Consider the following 17,215-nt stretch of genomic DNA (forward strand, 5'->3'; position numbering starts at 1 on the left):
GGCTCATCGCATCCTGGGGCTGGAGCAGGTCCCAAGGGTTCGGCTGTTCGCCGATTAAAGCGGTACGTGAGCTGGGTTCAGAACGTCGTGAGACAGTTCGGTCCCTATCTGCCATGGGTGTCGGAGACTTGAGAGGATCTGTCCCTAGTACGAGAGGACCGGGATGGACGTACCTCTGGTGGGCCGGTTGTCGCGCCAGCGGCACAGCCGGGTAGCCAAGTACGGACGGGATAACCGCTGAAAGCATCTAAGCGGGAAACCCACCTCAAGACGAGGTCTCCCTGAAGAGCCGTGGAAGACCACCACGTCGATAGGCCGGATGTATAAGCGCGGCAACGCGTTCAGCTAACCGGTACTAATCGCTCGTTCGGCTTGTGATCCGGCGTCATGACGGGGTCTCCTCAAAAAGGGGAACCCGTCAGGCCCATGCGCAGCACGAAGCGCGGCCTTCCGGCACATCTCATTGCATCGCACGCAGAACCCACGTGCCCCGCTCAGCGGGGCGTCCCCGGATCGGATGACCTGGTGGCTTTGGCGAGGGGCCAACACCCGATCCCATCCCGAACTCGGCCGTGAAAACCCTCAGCGCCCATGGTACTGCGTCCTAAGACGCGGGAGAGTCGGTCGCTGCCAGGTCTTCCAATCCGGGGACATCCACGGAACCATCGCATCACGCTCAGGCTTCACCGCGGGGTGGAGCAGCCCGGTAGCTCGTCAGGCTCATAACCTGAAGGTCACAGGTTCAAATCCTGTCCCCGCAACCACGCGCGCCCGCCAGGCAATGCCCGGCGGGCGTTCGTGTCTCTGCGCCCCGTGTGCGTCAGCGCGGTGCAGCACCCTCGCCGATGTCCCACCAGATCCCGGCCATCAGCCCGAGCCCCTCGCGCAGCAGCGGTGCGAGCGCGTGCTCGTCCGGCCCATGCTGGTTGCAGCCGGCATAGGAGTTCGGCACCCAGATCACCGGCGTGCCGAGCTCCTCGGCGAACAGGCGCGAAGGGTTCGAGCCCGACGAGTTCGGGATAACGTTCGGCGCCGCGCCGGCGGTCCGCGTCATCGACTCGGCGATCATCGTCACCCAGGGATCGGCGGGGTCGGTGCGCGCGGGCGGGAACGCATCGCGTTCCATCACCGGCACGATCTCGACCAGGCCGAATCCCTCCGCGTCGAGATGCGCGCGCAGCGCCGACACGATCCCCTCGCCCGGCACGTCGACAGTATGGCGCACCTGCAGCCGCGCGCGCGCCTCGGGTTGGACGGCATTGGTCGGCGCGTCCGGGTGGCCGGTGACGAAGGCGAGCACGATCACCGAGGTCCAGGCGAAGATCCGCTCGGCCTTGGAGAGCCCAGGCTCGCCCCAGTCGGGGTCGGCCTCGGGAAGGCCAGCGATGTCCTCGAACACGATCGCCCCGCAGGCGTCGCGCACGCTCGCCGGCACCTCGGCCGGCACCCAGCCCGGCACACGGATGCGTCCCTTCGGCGTGACGACGGTCGCGAGCGCATGGGCGAGGATGAAGCCCGGATCGGCGAGCACGCCGCCCCAGTGGCCCGAGTGGTGTGCGCCCTCGCGCAGCCTCACCACCAGGTCGAACGCCACCCCGCCGCGCGCGCCGAGCTTCAGTTCCGGCATGAAGGTGGTCTGGCGTGGCCCGTCCAGACCGATGAACACGTCCGCGGCGAGCCGGCTGTGGTCGCGGCGCAGCAGCGCGCGCATGCCCGGCGAGCCGACCTCCTCGCCGGTCTCGACGAACACCTTGGCATTGAAGCCGAGCCGGCCGCGCTCGGCGAGCACCGCGCGCAGCGCCTCGATCGCGATCAGATGCTGGCCCTTCTTGTCGACCGTGCCCCGGCCGAACCAGAAATCGCCGGCGACGGTGACCGACCACGGATCGCGGCCGTCACGCCACCTGCCGGCGAGTCCCCGCACGACATCTCCGTGGCCGTAGATCAGCACGCTCGGCAGCGCCGGGTCTTCGATGCGGCTCGACAGCATCGCCGGACCGCGCCCTGCTTCGGGGTTCTCCAGCACCGCGGTCTCGAAGCCCATCCCGTCCAGCACGCCCGGCAGGGTCTCGGCGCAGTAGCGCACGAGATCGGGCAAGCGGTCCGGCATCTGGCTCTCGGTCGGCATCGCGACGAGCCGGCGCAGATGCGCGAGATACCGCCCACTGTCGAAACTCTCGTGCGCGCGCTCGATCGCGCGCTGGCGTGTGCCGGGCATGCTGATCCTCCGCCGCTCGCGGTCGAGCCTCGCATGATGGGGGCGGGCGAGGAAGGCACGCGGTGTCCATCATATCCTCCGCACAAAGCCTTCACCTTTGTGCGGAGGGTATTGCGCGCGGGGTTGGTGGGGCGGCCGCGCCCGACGCGTATCAGACGGGATCGCGGAACGCGAATCCGATCCCAGCCCGATCCGGCAGCGTCATGACGCCCCGCTCCGGCACAAGATCCTCGGCGAGGCGCTCCCGCAGCCCGTGCTGCGCGCCGTGCATCTCGAGCAGGCCGCCATGGGCGTGCCCCGCGAGCGCGGCGGCATTGGCGATGTCCCATCCGCCCGCATGCGCCACCGGCACGCCGTGCGCCTCGGCCAGCGCAAGCACACGCATCAGCGCGGAAATGCCGCCGCAGAACGCGGCGTTCGGCTGGATCCAGTCCACCGCGCCGCACCGGAGCGCGTCACGGAACCACTCGAGCGACGGCATCATCTGGCCCGCGGCGATCGGGATCGGGATCGCGCGGCGCAGATCCGTGAGCGCGCCGATGTCGTTGCCGTGCACCGGCTCCTCGAACCAGGCGATGTCGCAGTGAGCGACCAGCAGCGCGAGCCGCTTCGCGTCCGCGACCGTCATTCCGCAATTGGCGTCGAGCATCAGCCAGGCGGAGGGCCCGATCGCGTCGCGCACCGCCCGCACGCGGGCGGCATCCTCATCGGCCCCGCGCCCGCCGGCCGCGACCAGCATCTTCGCGCCGCGATAGCCCTCGGCGATCGCGGCGCGGCAGACCTCGACCAGCGCGGCCTGGTCGTAGCCGGGCAGGCCGACCGTGGCATAGCAGGACACGCTGCGCCCCGCGCCCCCGAGCAGACGCCAGAGCGGCTCGCCCAGCCGGCGCGCGCGGAGGTCCCACAGCGCCATGTCGAGCGCCGAGAGCGCCGAGACGAACACCCCGGTGGCGCCGCGGGACGCGAAACGCTGGGCGAGTTGGCGGCGGATCGCCTCGATCTCACGGCCATCCGCCCCCGGCAGCACCGCGCCAAAGCCCTCGACCAGCAGCGACACCACCTGCGCGGCGAGGAAGCGCCCGGTCACACCGGTGCCGGACAGCCCGTCCTCGGCCTCCACGCGGCAGCGCACGAAGGCTGGCGCATCGAGCCCCGCATAGCCTCGCGCGGCGTCAGGTCCAGCGAGCTGCTCCAGGGTCGCGGTGATCCTGCTGATCCGCATCCGCTGTTCCTAGCGCGCTTCTGGCGGTGCCGGAAGCGCCGGCCGATCCGCGCCCGTCGGACGTGCCGGCCGGGCCTCAATCCGTCCGGCCGTTCAGCACCTGCCTCAGCTTCGCGGCGAGCTCCTGGCGGCGATAGGGCTTGCGCAGCAGCTGGACGCCCGGATCAAGCCGACCGTGGTGGACGATCGCGTCCTCGGTGTAGCCGGAGGTGAATAGCACCGGCAGATTGGGGCGCAGCTCCCGCGCGGCGTCGGCAAGCTCACGGCCATTCATGCCGCCGGGCATCACGACATCGGTGAACAGCAGGTCGAGATCGTCCGTGGTGCGCAGGACCTCGAGCGCTTCCGGACCGTTGGCGGCGCCCAGAACGCGATAGCCGAGCGTTTCGAGCGCGCTGACGACGTGCTGGCGCACCAGTGTGTCGTCCTCCACCACCAGGATCGTCTCCCGGCCGCGGGGCGCCGGACCGCGGTCCGGCTCTGCGTCGGCCGAGCGCACCCTCCTTGGCGCCCGAGGCAGGTAGAGCCGCACGGTCGTGCCGCGGCCTGGCGCTGACTGGATACGCACATGACCGTGCGACTGCTTGACGAAGCCATAGACCATGCTGAGCCCGAGCCCGCTGCCCTTGCCGACGTCCTTGGTCGTGAAGAACGGATCGAAGACGCGCGCCAGCACCTCGGGCGCCATGCCGGTGCCGGTGTCGGAAACCGCCACCATGACGTACGGACCGGGAACGACCTCGCCATCGGCATCCGACGCGCCCTGCTCGACATGGACGTGTGCCGTCTCGATGGTGAGCCGACCGCCGCCCGGCATGGCATCGCGCGCATTGATGCACAGGTTGAGGATCGCGTTCTCGAGCTGGCCCGCGTCGACCAGCGCCTCGGGCACCCGCTCGCCGGGATCGAGCGCGATCTCGACATGCTCGCCGAGCGTGCGCCTGAGCATCGTTGCCATCCCGGCGATCAGCGCATCGACATCGATCGGCTTCGGGTCGAGCGCCTGGCGACGCGCGAACGCGAGCAGGCGGCTGGTCAGCTCCGCGCCACGCTCGGCTGCGCTGCGCGTCATCTCGGCGAGCGGGCGAAGCGGCGGCGTATCGGGCAGGCTCTCCGCGAGCATCTCGGCGTTGCCGAGGATGATCGTCAGCAGATTGTTGAAGTCGTGCGCGATCCCACCGGTCAGCTGGCCCATCGCCTCGAGGCGCTGCGACTTGAGCAGCCTATCCTCCATCGCGCGCTGCTCGGTGACATCGGTGAGCATCGCGCAGACGGCGCGCACGCCGCCCCAGTCGATGCGGAACGCGCGGTTCTCGAGATCGCGCTCCGTCCCGTCGCGACGGCGCCCCTTGACCGCGAAGAAGCCCGGCGCGTCGCCGCCGCCCAGCCGCGCATTGTAGTAGGCCGTAAGCCGCGCGCGCTCGCTCTCGGCGAACAGTGCGAGGCAGTCGTCGAGGGCGAGGATCTCCTCGGAGCTCCGGTAGCCCAGCATGCGCGCGAGTTCCTCGTTCGCGAGGATCGGCCGGAACTCATGGTGCACGAGGATGCCAACCTTGGCCTGGCTGACCAGCGTATCGAGCCGCTGCCGCAGCTCGGCGATCCACGCCTGCGATTCCAGCCGTTCGGTAATGTCGCGCATGCCGCCGACGAAGCGGGCCGGCTCGCCATCGTCGTCGAGGATCAGGCGGCCTCGATCCTCGACATGGATAAGTCTGCCGTCGCTGTGAATGAAGCGGTACTCGTCGTGCCAGAACGGCTCCCTGCGCGCGATCACGGCCGAGATGCCCGCGATGACGCGTGCACGGTCGTCCGGGTGGACGTGGTTGGTCCTCCCGTCCGGACCTGCGTAGAGCCTGTCGCGCGGGTGCCCGAATACGTGCTCGAATCCCTCGCCCCACCAGATGAGGTTGCGCTTGAGATCCCAGTCCCAAACCACGTCCGCGGTGGCGCTGGCGACCGCCTGGAAACGCTGCTCGCTCGCGCGCAGCGCCTCGAGCGTCCTGCTGCGCGCGATCGCGATCGCGGCAAGACCGGAGACGCGCGCGATCAGTGCGTGGTCTCTGCCGGTCGGTGCGCGCTGCTCGCGCCAGTAGAGTGCAAAGCTGGCCAGCACCCGCCCATCGGCCTGCTTCACCGGACTCGACCAGCACGCCCGCAGCCCGTGCGCACGCGCAAGCGGTCGGGCCTCGTCCCAGAGCGGATCGGTCTCGATGTCCACGGTCACGACCGGCGTGCCCCAATGCATGGCCGTGCCGCAGGAGCCGGCGCGCGGGCCGATCTTCACGCCGTCCAGCGCCTGGCTGAATGCCTCCGGCAGGCTCGGGGCCGCGCCGGTGCGCATGTGCACGCCATCTTCGTCGAGCAGAACGATCGAGGCGATCGCGTCGGTGGAGAGCTCCTCGACCGTGTGCAGGATCACGCTCAGCACCTCGGGCAGCGGTGCGCCGGCGGCGACGAGGCCGAGCACGGTCGTTTCGGTGGCGCGCAGCGTCTCCTCGCGCCGGCGCGCCGTGATGTCGCGCTGCACCGCCACCCAGTGGGTGAGCCTGCCGGTCGCGTCGGCGATCGGAACCAGATCCATCTCCATCCAGAACGGCGTGCCCGCCTTGGTGTAGTTGACCAGCTCGGCATGCACCGGCTCGCCGGCCGCGAGCGCTGCCTGGATGATGGCGAGCGTGGCGCGGTCGGTCGCCGGGCCATAGAGGATGCGCGGCGTCTGCCCGATCACCTCCGCGGCGGCGTAGCCGGTGCGCTGCTCGAAGGCGCGATTGACGAACACGATACGGCGCTTCGGCTGATTGACCGGCGCGACCTCGGTGATGACGACCATGTCCTGCAGCCGCGAGACCGCCTTCTCGAGCAGGCGGAGCTGCTCGTCGGCGGCGCGCTTGCCGGTGATGTCGCGGAAATAGACCGCAAGTCCGTCCTCGGCCGGAAAGGCGCTGATGTCGAACCAGGCTTCGAGCGGCGCGTAGAAGTACTCGAAGGAGCGTGGCTGCTGCTCGGCGAGCGCCGCGTGATACTCGCGGTACGCGACGGTGCCGATCGCCTGGGGGAACTCATCCCACATCATCCGCCCGATCAGCTCGGCGCGCGATCGGCGCAGCACGCGTTCCGCCCGCGCATTGAGGAACACGAATCGCCAGTCGCGATCGACCAGGAAGAACGCGTCCGACATGCTCTCGAGCGAAGCGTTCAGGCGCTGCGCGAGGGCGCCACGCTCGGCCTCGGCGCGCTTCAGCGGGGTGATGTCCTGGAACGCGCCGTGCAGGCGGACGATCCGCCCGCCCAGGTCGCGCACGGCCTCGCCGATCGCGCGCACCCAGCGTCGGCTGCCCGTTGTGGTCACGATCTCCCGCTCCTCGTCGTAGGGCGTGCCCTCGGTCGCGCATGCCTCAACCGCACGGCGCACCTGCTCGCGGTACTCGGGCGCGTGGAATGCGATCGCCTGCTCGAGCGTGATCTCCGTCCCCGGCGCGACCTCGTGGATCGCGCGCACCTCGTCCGACCAGGTTACCGCCCCGGTGGCGATCTCCACGCTCCAGCCGCCGATGCGCGCGATCCGTCCGGCGATGCGCAGCAGACCTTCGGCACGGCTGAGCGCCCCGTCGCCGACCAGGCGATCCGTGACGTCCACCACCCGGTGGATGATGCAGTCGACGGTGCCGTCGGGCCCGAGGACCGGCACGTTGAGCGGCTCCCAGTACCGTTCCTCGAACCCGCCGCCGGCCGCCTCCGGCCGGCGGATCGGGTAGCGCTGCACCGCCATCCGATCGGTGCGCGCGGTGGCGCGCACGCGGGCCAGCGAGGCGCCGAGGTTGCGGACGCCGTCCGCGCCGGGCTCGTCCGGCGGGTCGGGGAACACTTCGAACAGGCGGCGACCGACGATCTCCTCGCGCCGCGTCATGGTCGCGTGCAGGTAGGCATCCGAGGCGCCGAGAATCGTGTAGGCGTCGTCGGCGTCCAGCATCAGATAGAGGTCTGGCATCGCCGCGATCTGCGCGCCGAGCCGCGCGGCCTCCGCTGCACCGCCGCCGCGCCCGCGCGCGCGGGTCGCCGCGCCCTGGCGCTCCGGTGTCCCGCGCGACTGTGCGGTCATGTCCTCGACGCTCGCTTCCAGCGCGGTGAGCACACCTGCCTCGTCGCGGCGCGCCGAGACGGTCAGCCGCACGCGGCGCAGGCATGGCCCGCTGGCGCTGAGCCGGGTGTCGATCGTGGCGGCGCCGCGTCGTCCAGCGGCGAAGGCGTCAAGCGCGGCGCGCCAGCTCGCCCGGCCGTTGGGCGCGAGCAGCGTCGCGAGGTCGCGGCCGACCAGTGCGACCGCGGCGCGGCCGGCGATGCGGCAGAGGGTGGGGTCCGCCGACAGGATCCGCCCGTCCGGCGACACGATCGCGACACCCCGCCGCGCGTCGTCGGTGCGGGCAGAGTCACGTCGCGGCGGTGCTGAGCTGCGCGCAGCCCCTCCCGGCAGCCGGGACGCTCTGCCCGCCGAGGGTGCCATCTCGGGTTGTGACGTCCAGATTCTCATCACGCAACGGTAATCCGTGCGGCGCCCCGACGCCAAGGATGCAGTTGCGCGGGCCGCGCCGAGCCGGCCCGTTCAAGGTCGGCTTGGCGAAGCAGCCGGCGGTCGGTCCAGCAGTGTGCGGCGGGGGAGGGCTGAGGAATCGCGGTGACCTGTCCCTTCGCGCGCGCCCGGAGCGCGGCTTCACGTGGGGGCGCGGCGGTGGGCGGGGAATGGCGGGCCGCTCCGCCGCGGTGACGAATCATAGGATACTTTTCCGCAATGCTGCGCTCACGTCCGCGCTAGTCGTTTCGTGTGCGTTGGCTGCGGCGGGACCGGCGGGGTTCGGGTTGCGCCGGGCGTCGTGCTGGCGTTTCATGCCCTTCGGAAGCCGGGGCTCACGGCAGGACGAACAACAGGGAGATGCGACGATGACGCGACAGGCGATCGGCGCTGGCGTGCTGCTGCTGGCGATGGCGACGGCCCATCCGGCGCACGCGCAGGACCGGGTGCTGCTGCAGCTCGACTGGATCCCCACCGGAGAGCACGCCGCCTACTTCTCCGGCGCCGAGCGCGGTGCGTGGCGCGAGCACGGGATCGAGATCTCGCTGACGCGCGGCTATGGCTCGGGCGACACGGTGCAGAAGGTCGCCGCCGGCGCGGCCCCCTTCGGCGTGGCCGACATCAGTGCGGTGCTGGCCTCGCGCGCGCGGCAGAACACGCCGGTGAAGCTGATCATGCAGATCTATACCCACTCGCCGCACTCGCTGTTCGTGCTGAAATCCTCCGGCATCACGAACTTCCGCGGCCTCGAGGGCAAGCGGATCGGCATCACACCGGGCAACTCGCACCGGCTCTACTTCCCCGAGGTGGCGCGCCGCGCCGGCACCGATCCCGACCGCATCCAATGGGTGAACACGGATGCCTCGGCCATGGCGGCGCTGTTGATCGCGAGGCGGATCGATGCCGCGCCATTCTTCGCGATCCACCACTACTACCAGAACAAGGCGGCGCAGCGCGCGGGCGAGGAGATCGTCGTGCTGCCGTTCGTCGAGACCGGGTTCGCGATCTATGCCACGGGGCTGGTCACCACCGACCAGATCATCGCGCAGAACCCCGATCTGGTGCGGCGCTTCCTGCGCGGCGCGACCGACGCCTTCACCTGGGCGAACGCGAACCGCGAGCAGGCGTGCCGTCTGCACGTGCAGCGCAACCGCGAGGTCGAGCTCGACGACTGCATGGGCTCGCTGCGGGCGACGATGTCCTACGTGTTCAACGACCATTCGCAGAAGACCGGGTTCGGCCGGCACGATCCCGAGCGCATGGCGTTCACCTGGACGCAGGTCGCCGCGTCGCAGGGGATCGATCCCGCCTGGAGCGCTGCGCAGGCGGTCGATCTCAGCCTTCTGCCGTGATCCGGATCGAGCGGGTCCACAAGACCTTCCGCGGGCGCGACGGAGCGGCGGTCGAGGCGCTGCGCGACGTCTCGCTCGCGGTGGCGGACGGGGAGTTCGTCGCGATCGTCGGCGCCTCGGGCTGCGGCAAATCCACGCTGCTGCGCCTGGTCGCGGGGCTGGTGCCGCCAACCGACGGCCGCGTGGTGCTGGCCGGCAGCGAGGTCACCGCGCCGCGCGCCGAGACCGCGATGGTGTTCCAGGCGCCGACGCTGCTGCCCTGGGCGGACGTGCTGCGCAACGTCACGTTTCCGCTCCGGCTGATGCACCGCACCGCACCCGACACCGAGGACGAGGCGCGTGCGCTGCTGGCGACGGCAGGGCTTGCCGGGTTCGAGGCGCGGCTGCCGCGCGAGCTCTCGGGCGGGATGCAGCAGCGCGTGGCGATCTGCCGCGCGCTCTTGCAGCAGCCGCAGGTGCTGCTGATGGACGAGCCGTTCGGCGCGCTCGATGCGCTCACGCGCGAGGAGATGTCGCTCGAGCTGCTGCGCCTGTGGGCCGCGCGGCGGATGGCCGTGCTGTTCGTCACCCACTCGATCCCCGAGGCGGTGCTGCTGGCGGACCGTGTGATCGTCATGTCGCCGCGCCCGGGCCGCGTGGTGGACGTGATCGCGGTCGATCTGCCCCGGCCCCGTTCCTTCGAGCAGGAGGGCTCCGATGAGTTCCAGCGCTGCACACGCCGCATCCGCTCCCACATCTTCGGCGAACGGAACGCCCGCGCGGCGTGACCTGATCGCCCGGCTCAAGCCGTCGCTGCCCGCGTGGCTGGCGGTGATCGGCCTGTTCGCGGTCTGGGAAGCCTCGGTCCATCTGTTCGGCATCCGCGAGTTCATCCTGCCGGCGCCGTCCGCGATCTGGTCGGCGACGATCGCGATCTGGCCCACCGTGCTGGATCACACGCTCGCCACCCTCACCACCGTGCTGCTCGGCTTCGGCGCCTCGGTGGCGATCAGCCTGCCGCTGGCGATGCTGATCGCCGCCTCGCCGGCGATCTCGGCGGCGATCTATCCGCTGCTGGTGGTGACGCAGTCGATCCCCAAGGTGGCGCTCGCGCCGATCCTGATCGTCGCCCTCGGCGCGAACGAGTTCCCGCGCATCATTGTCACCTTCCTGGTCGCGTTCTTTCCGCTGGTGGTCGGCACGGTCGCGGGGCTGCTCGCGACCCCGCCGGAGCTGATCGAGCTCGGCCGCGCCTGCCGTGCGGGCAAGCTCCAGGAGCTGGTGCGCATCCGCCTGCCCTTCGCCGTGCCGTTCGTGTTCGGCGGGCTGAAGGTGGCGGCCGCGCTCTCGGTGGTCGGCGCGGTGGTCGCCGAGTTCGTCGGCGCCGATGCCGGGCTCGGCTACCTGATCCAGACCTCGATGGCGTTCTTCCGCACCCCGCTCGCCTTCAGCGCAGTGGTGATCCTCGCGATCATGGGGATCGTGCTGTTCCAGACCGTGTCCCTCCTGGAACGAGTGCTGTTCCCCTGGTCGTCCGGCGCCGAGCACGCCGCCACCCCCGCCGCCTGAGCGAAGGAACCACAATGGCCGAGACCGAACCCGGCGCGACGCTGATCCGCGGCGCGCGCCTCGCCGATCCCGCGAAGCGCCGCGCGGAACCGACGGACGTGCTGATCGAGGACGGCATGATCCGCGCGGTCGGCGCCGGTCTCGCCGTACCCGAGGGCGCGCGCATCGTCGACGCCGGCGGGTTCCTGATCCATCCCGGCCTGATCAACGCGCACACCCACGGCCATGGCGGGCTCGCGCGCGGGCAGGGCGACAAGTGGACGCTCGAACTGCTGCTCGCGGCCGCACCCTGGATCGGCGGCAACCGCGCGCTCGCCGACAAGAAGCTCACCACGCAGATCGTCGCCGCCGAGATGGTGCTGAAGGGCTGCACCGCCGCCTACGACCTCTATTTCGAGTTCCCGCTGCCGACCGCCGAGGGGCTCGACGCAGTGGCCGAGGCCTATGCCGGGATCGGCATGCGCGCGGTCGTCGCACCCATGGTGGCCGACCGCACGGTGTACGAGGCGATCCCCGGCCTCTACGACGCGCTGCCGGCGGAGCTCCAGTCGCAGGTCGACCGGCTGCGCCTGCCCGCCTGGGAGCGCGCGCTCGATGCCATGCGGGGCGTGCTCAAGCACTGGCGCTGGGCCGGCAGGGACATCCGCGCCGCGGTCGCGCCCACCATCCCACATCACTGCTCCGACGGCTTCATGTGCGCCTGCCGCGACCTCGCGCGCGAGCATGGCGTGGGGCTGCACTCCCATGTCGGCGAGAGCAAGGTGCAGGCGATCACGGGCATCAAGCGCTACGGCAAGACGCTGATCGCGCACATGGACGCGCTCGGCCTGATCGACGAGCGCTTCACCGCGGCGCACGCGATCTGGCTCGACGACGACGACCTGAGGATCGTGCGCGACCGGGGCGGCGCGCTCGCGCACAACCCGGGCAGCAACATGCGGCTTGGCAACGGCATGTTCCGCTTCCGGGCGGCGCGCGATCTCGGCGTCACGGTGGGCATCGGCACGGACGGCGCGAACTGCTCGGACAACCAGAACATGTACGAGGCGATGCGCTACGCCTCGATGCTGTCGAAGGTGCAGACGCCCGATCCGCGCGCCTGGGCGAGCGTGGAGGAGGTGTATGAGGCTGCGACCGAAGGCTCTGCGCGCGCGCTCGGCTTCGCCGATATCGGCGCGATCGCGCCGGGGAAGAAGGCCGACATCGTGTTCCTCGACCTCGCGAGCGTGAACTGGATCCCGCACAACTGGTCAGTCAACCAGCTCGTGCACACCGAGGACGGCACCTCTGTGCGCCACGTGATGATCGGCGGCCGGTTCGTGGTGAAGGACGGGCAGCTGCTCACCCTCGATCTCGCAAAGCTTGCGCTGGAAGCGGAGGCCGCGCGCGAGCGGCTGGAGGCGCTGAACGCGGAATGGCGCGATCTCTACCAGCGCCTCGAGCCGGTGGTGGCATCGTTCTGCCCCGCGCTCGCGGCGCAGCCCTACCACCTGCGCCGCTATCTCTGTGACGCGCCCGGCTGAGGACGACCCACGCCAAGATTGACCAGCGCAACGCCGAGCCCGGAGGCAACGACCGCAACCAGCGCGGCCGCATCGGGCACTTCGCCGAGCAGCACGACGCCGGTGAGCGTGGCTGCCGCCGGGCTCAGGCTGCCGAATGCCGCCGCCTGCGGTCCGCCCAGTCGCGCGACCGCAATCGCGAAGGCAGCCGGCGCGATCAGCCCGGAGGCCACGCTCTGATAGAGGCCGTGCACGACGATCGCCTGCCAGGGCGCAGCGAACAGGCCCTCGCCCAGGCCGGCGAGATAGACCGGCGCCAGGCTCACCGCCGAGGCGGTGCTGACGAACGCCACGACCTCAAGCGGGCCGAGCCCGGCGCGGCGCAGCGCATGGATGTAGATCGCGCAGAGCGCGGAGGCCGCGAGCAGCAGCGCATAGCCGAGCCAGGACACGCCGGCCGCGCCGATGATCGCCGGCCCGACCAGCACCGCGACCGCGAGCGCGATCAGGCCGAGCCCGACCAGCCGCGCCCGTCCGAAGCGCTCGCCGAGCAGGGCCGAGAGTACTGCGACCGACAGCGGCACCGTGCCGGGCAGCAGCGCACCCGCTTCGGCAGCACCAGCGGTCTGCAGTCCCGAGCTGACCACCAGCACGAAGGGCGTGCCGCCGCCGACGAACAGCCCGAGCAGCAGCAGCGGGTCGATCCGGCGCAGCTTCGGCAGCGCGCGCAGGAGCACGGGCAGCAGCGCAAGCGTGGGCCCGAGGAAGCGCAGTGCCGCGATGTCGAGCGGGGCAAGCGTGCCGGAGCCGGACACGCCGAGCCGCGTCATGGCGAGGGCCGCGCCCCAGATCGCCGCCGCGGCAAGGGCCGCGCCGATGCCGATCGCCAGCCCGCGGCGTCGCCGGCGCGCGAGGGCGATGAGCCTCTCGGGCGCGGCGAGCCGCACGGGCGCGGGGAGGGCGATGGAGATGCTCATGGTGAAATCCGTTCCGGGTCGGGTCTGGCAGGCGACGCGCGTCAGCCCCGCCAGAACGGTTTCGCGGCCTCGGCGTAGGCCACGGAGGGGCTCAGGCCGATGTCCTTCAGCATCCGCTCGTCCATCGCGATCAGCTCGCGGCGCGCGGTCGAGCGGGCACGCCAGGTGGCGATCTGGCCGATCAACGACCGGCCGAGCGTCGTGGCGCGGGGGCCGGGGGTCTTGGTGGTCATGGTGGTCACTCCTGTACGGTGGAACCGTGGGTCGCCGACCCATCCGGCCGGTGGTCCAGGTTCTGCCCGCACGGGCGATTGCGCGCTTGGCGAGGCGCTTGAGCCGGGCTTGAGATTTCGTGGTGATTTCGCCCGACGGTCAGGCAGGGCGATCGCCCCGGACGGCCAGGGCGCGAGCCTTGAGCGCGCGGACGCTTCACGTCCATAATGGATCAGCCATTGCCGGGCCGCCGCGTCGCAGACTGAGCCGCGGCGTTTGGTGTCAGCCTCGCGGGGCGGCGCCGATGTCGAGGAGGCATCCCGCATGCACCTGGCCTTCGCCGGGTACGAGGTCGACCTGGACAGGCACGAGCTGCGCCGCGGCGACGAGATCGTGCATGTCGAGCCGCAGGTGTTCGATCTGCTGGTGCATCTCGTGCGCAACCGCGACCGCGTGGTCAGCAAGGACGAGCTGTTCGAGACGATCTGGCAGGGCCGCTTCGTCTCCGAGGCGGCCCTGTCGAGCCGGATCAATGCCGCGCGCAAGGCGGTGGGCGATGACGGCAACCGCCAGGCACTGATCAAGACCATCCACAAGCGCGGCTTCCGCTTCGTCGGCGAGGTCGAGGAGCGTACGGCCGCACCGGCTGCGGAAGCAGCCGCGCCGCCGCGACCGCCGGCGGCGATCGTGCCGCCACTGGATACGTGCTGCCGCCCCTCGATCGTGGTGCTGCCGTTCCGCAACCTCAGCCAGGACCCCGACACCGACTACTTCAGCTACGGCCTGACCGAGGATGTCGTGCGCATGCTCGCGCGCAATCGCTGGATGGACGTGCTGAGCCGGCATTCCGCGGCGGGGCTCGATGCGCCGGGGATGCAGCCGCGCGAGATCGGCGCCACCCTCGGCGTGCGCTACATCGTGCAGGGCAGCGTGACCAAGCGCGGCGAGCGGGTGCGCATCACCGCCGATCTGGTCTCGGCCGAGACCTCCCGCCAGCTCTGGTCGGACTCCTACGATTTCGTGCTGTCCGACATCTTCGCGATCCAGGCGGCGATGGCGCAGCAGATCGCCGCCGTGGTGGAGCCGGAGCTCGCACGGATCGAGCGCGAGGCGGCGGCGCGCCGTCCGCCAGCGGACCTGAACGCGTGGGACTGCTACCAGCGCGGCCTCTATCACCTCTGGGGCTTCACGACGCCCGGCATGGCGGAGGCGGAGGCGATGTTCCGCCGCGCCATCGACCTCGATCCGGGATTCGCGCGTGCACACGGGGCGCTCTCCTACGTGCACCTCCAGAGTTCGGTGCTCGGCGATCCGGGCGACCGGAAGCGGCTGCTGCGCGAGGCGCTGGAGCAGGGGCAGATCGCGGTCGCGCTCGACAACCAGGACAGCATGAACCTCTGCGTGCTCGGCCGCGTGCACTGCTTCCTGCACGCGTACGACGAGGCGATCGAGCTGCTCGAGCAGTCGATCACGCTGAATCCCAGCTTCGCCCAGGGCTATTTCGCACTCGGCTTCACCCTGACCTGCTGCGGCCGGGCGGAGGAGGCGCTGGCGCATTTCGAGCGGGCGGCCGAGCTCAGTCCGCGCGATCCGCATCTGTCGAGCGTCTATGCGATGCGCGCGCTTGCCCATCTCGCGCTCGCGGAGGACGAGGCGGCTGCGGCGTTCGCACGCAAGGGCACGCGGCTGCCGAATGCGAAGCACTGGCCGTTCGTGGTGCTGGGCTCGGCGCTGGGGCTGATGGGGCGGGCATCGGAGACCCCACCGGTGCTGGCGGAGCTGATGCGGCGTCAACCGGGCTATACGCTCACGACCACGCGGTCGGACTTCTTCTTCTGCGGCGATGCCGCACTGATCGAACGCTGCCTCGAGGGGTTGCGGCGGGCGGGCGTTCCGGAGGGGCCGCCCACCGCGACGGAGCGAGAGAAGGCGCGGCAGTTGGGCTGAGTGGTATCACGCGGCCTTGCGCTTGGCGGCATCGGCGAGCGCCTTGCCCGCCAGGTGCTTGAAGAGCTCGGGGCCGACCCAGCGCTGCGCGGAGACGGCGACGGCCTTGTGGCTGCTCATGGTCAGTGTCCTTTCGGTCCGGCCCTGCCGGGGCGGCGGGGTGTGGACGGATCATGGCCGAGGCCGCCGCCGCCGGCTTGGCGGCAGTGTTGAGGTTCTCTGGAGATATCCTGGAGTTCCGGGTGGTTGGCGCAGCCATGGGATTGCGGGTGCGGCGCCTGCAGAGCTGGCCCTTGTGGGCCTGCGAAGCCACCAGAAGCCCTGTCCTTGGCCTCCGCAAGAGACCAGTGGGGGGACGACGCTCGTCCCCCCAAAACCCCCCTGCAGCTGAGGGCCGCTCCCGCTGGTCGCGGCCGGCATTGTCCTACAGCAGCGCGAGTTGCCGCTCCTCCGCGTGCCGTCTGGGCGGTACGAAGCGCGTGCAGTCCAGCCCCGCCATCGGCTCATCGAGCCCGAACCGTCGCGCCGCGATGGCGAAGCGCTTCGCCAGCATATCGGCATAGACACCGACGCCGCTGAACCGGCTGCCGAAGCGGGCATCGTTCAGCGCGCCGGCGCGTGTCTGGCGGATCAACGACAGCACATGCGCCGCCCTCTCCGGGTAGTGCGCCTGGAGCCATTCGGTGAACAGGGCGCGCAGCTCGTGCGGCAGACGCAGCAGCACATAGCCGCCGGCGGTCGCGCCGGCGCGTGACGCGGCCGCCAGAATCGCTTCCATCTCCGCATCGTTCAGGCCCGGGATCATCGGCGCGGCCAGCACGCCCGTCGGCACGCCGGCGCGCGCGAGCGCCTCGATCGCCTGCAGCCGGCGCGCCGGTGGGGCCGCGCGCGGCTCCATCACGCGCGCAAGCCGCCGGTCCAGCGTCGTCACCGAGACGCAGACCCGCACCAGCCGCCGCGACGCCATCCCGGTGAGAAGGTCGAGGTCGCGCAGCACCAGCGCCGATTTCGTCACGATCGTGCAGGGATGCGCGGCCTCGGCCAGCACTTCGAGGATCGCGCGCGTGATGCGGAGCTGCCGTTCCACTGGCTGATAGGGATCGGTGTTCGACCCGAGCGCGATCGGCCGCGGCACATAGCCGGGCTTGCCGATCTCCTTCGCGAGCAACGTCGCTGCCTCGGGCTTGAACAGCAGCTTGGTCTCGAAGTCGAGGCCGGGCGACAGCCCCAGATAGGCGTGGCTCGGCCGCGCATAGCAGTAGACGCAGCCGTGCTCGCAGCCGCGATAGGGGTTCACGGCGCGGTCGAAGCCGATATCCGGGCTGTCGTTCCAGGCGATGATGCTGCGCGTCGCGTCGCGCGTCAGCGTGGTCTCGATCGGCGGCGGATCGGCAAGGTCCTCGGCCACGGTTCCCCAGCCGTCATCAAGCAGCTCGGACCGTGTGCGGTCGAAGCGGCAGCCAGGATTGGCGATCGCGCCGCGGCCCTTGCGCGGGCCGGAGGCGAGCGCCGGCGGTTCGGCAGCAACGTCGGTGTCGGGCCAGTCGGCCAGCGCCAGGTCGTCCATCGCGATCCCTCCGTTGCCAGGGATGGTGCATCGCCGCCGATGGAGTCGTCAAGAACAAAACAAGAACAATGTGACACGGCATGGCAATGGCCCAGCGACGGG

At 70.8% G+C, this 17,215-nt stretch carries 11 protein-coding genes, 1 tRNA gene and 2 rRNA genes; 8 read left to right on the top strand and 6 right to left on the bottom strand.

The features are described 5' to 3' along the window. The 3 genes from ACTIFU_RS05515 to ACTIFU_RS05525 form a co-directional block, all read left to right on the top strand. Nucleotides 1-380: ribosomal RNA gene (locus tag ACTIFU_RS05515) — 23S ribosomal RNA — on the top strand; the annotation flags it as partial. A gap of 141 nt (nucleotides 381-521) precedes the next feature. Beyond that, nucleotides 522-636 (top strand): 5S ribosomal RNA (gene rrf / locus ACTIFU_RS05520). A 51-nt stretch (nucleotides 637-687) separates the two neighbouring features. Then, nucleotides 688-764, top strand: a tRNA-Met gene (locus ACTIFU_RS05525). Nucleotides 765-820: 56 nt separating this feature from the next. Here the strand turns inward: ACTIFU_RS05525 and ACTIFU_RS05530 are convergent. The 3 genes from ACTIFU_RS05530 to ACTIFU_RS05540 form a co-directional block, all read right to left on the bottom strand. Then, nucleotides 821-2,218: a M20/M25/M40 family metallo-hydrolase gene (locus ACTIFU_RS05530; RefSeq protein WP_439577292.1), complete on the bottom strand. Its 1,398-nt coding sequence runs from the start codon at nucleotides 2,216-2,218 to the stop codon at nucleotides 821-823. 151 nt (nucleotides 2,219-2,369) lie between these two features. Continuing rightward, nucleotides 2,370-3,440: a mandelate racemase/muconate lactonizing enzyme family protein gene (locus tag ACTIFU_RS05535; RefSeq protein WP_439577293.1), complete on the bottom strand. Its 1,071-nt coding sequence runs from the start codon at nucleotides 3,438-3,440 to the stop codon at nucleotides 2,370-2,372. 76 nt (nucleotides 3,441-3,516) lie between these two features. After that, entirely contained in the window at nucleotides 3,517-7,968 is a 4,452-nt protein-coding gene (locus tag ACTIFU_RS05540) for a PAS domain S-box protein (RefSeq protein ID WP_439577294.1), read from the bottom strand. Between the two features lie 407 nt (nucleotides 7,969-8,375). On the opposite strand from ACTIFU_RS05540, the gene ACTIFU_RS05545 reads away from it, so the two are divergent. Genes ACTIFU_RS05545 through ACTIFU_RS05560 form a run of 4 tightly spaced genes read left to right on the top strand, consistent with a single transcriptional unit; the run spans nucleotide 8,376 to nucleotide 12,430 of the window. After that, entirely contained in the window at nucleotides 8,376-9,359 is a 984-nt protein-coding gene (locus ACTIFU_RS05545) for an ABC transporter substrate-binding protein (RefSeq protein ID WP_439577295.1), read from the top strand. Next, entirely contained in the window at nucleotides 9,356-10,126 is a 771-nt protein-coding gene (locus ACTIFU_RS05550) for an ABC transporter ATP-binding protein (RefSeq protein ID WP_439577296.1), read from the top strand. Before ACTIFU_RS05545 ends, ACTIFU_RS05550 begins: the two co-directional genes overlap by 4 nt. Continuing rightward, on the top strand, nucleotides 10,056-10,907 hold the full coding sequence (locus ACTIFU_RS05555) for an ABC transporter permease (RefSeq protein WP_439577297.1): 852 nt from the start codon (nucleotides 10,056-10,058) through the stop codon (nucleotides 10,905-10,907). Before ACTIFU_RS05550 ends, ACTIFU_RS05555 begins: the two co-directional genes overlap by 71 nt. Before the next feature lie 14 nt (nucleotides 10,908-10,921). Then, on the top strand, nucleotides 10,922-12,430 hold the full coding sequence (locus ACTIFU_RS05560) for an amidohydrolase family protein (RefSeq protein WP_439577298.1): 1,509 nt from the start codon (nucleotides 10,922-10,924) through the stop codon (nucleotides 12,428-12,430). Here the strand turns inward: ACTIFU_RS05560 and ACTIFU_RS05565 are convergent. After that, complete coding sequence (locus tag ACTIFU_RS05565) at nucleotides 12,406-13,386, bottom strand: EamA family transporter (protein ID WP_439577299.1); 981 nt, start codon at nucleotides 13,384-13,386, stop codon at nucleotides 12,406-12,408. The genes ACTIFU_RS05560 and ACTIFU_RS05565 overlap by 25 nt on opposite strands. 41 nt (nucleotides 13,387-13,427) lie before the next feature. Further along, a complete protein-coding gene (locus ACTIFU_RS05570) occupies nucleotides 13,428-13,619 on the bottom strand; it encodes a DUF1127 domain-containing protein (RefSeq protein WP_439577300.1) in 192 nt (63 codons plus the stop codon). A gap of 304 nt (nucleotides 13,620-13,923) precedes the next feature. On the opposite strand from ACTIFU_RS05570, the gene ACTIFU_RS05575 reads away from it, so the two are divergent. Further along, nucleotides 13,924-15,546: a winged helix-turn-helix domain-containing tetratricopeptide repeat protein gene (locus ACTIFU_RS05575; protein WP_439577301.1), complete on the top strand. Its 1,623-nt coding sequence runs from the start codon at nucleotides 13,924-13,926 to the stop codon at nucleotides 15,544-15,546. Between the two features lie 424 nt (nucleotides 15,547-15,970). Here the strand turns inward: ACTIFU_RS05575 and ACTIFU_RS05580 are convergent, their stop codons facing one another. Then, complete coding sequence (locus ACTIFU_RS05580) at nucleotides 15,971-17,113, bottom strand: PA0069 family radical SAM protein (protein WP_439577302.1); 1,143 nt, start codon at nucleotides 17,111-17,113, stop codon at nucleotides 15,971-15,973. Nucleotides 17,114-17,215 lie beyond the last annotated feature (102 nt).

The sequence above is a fragment of the Elioraea sp. genome, from assembly GCF_051860475.1.
In the GTDB taxonomy this organism is placed as follows: Bacteria; Pseudomonadota; Alphaproteobacteria; order Acetobacterales; family Acetobacteraceae; genus Elioraea.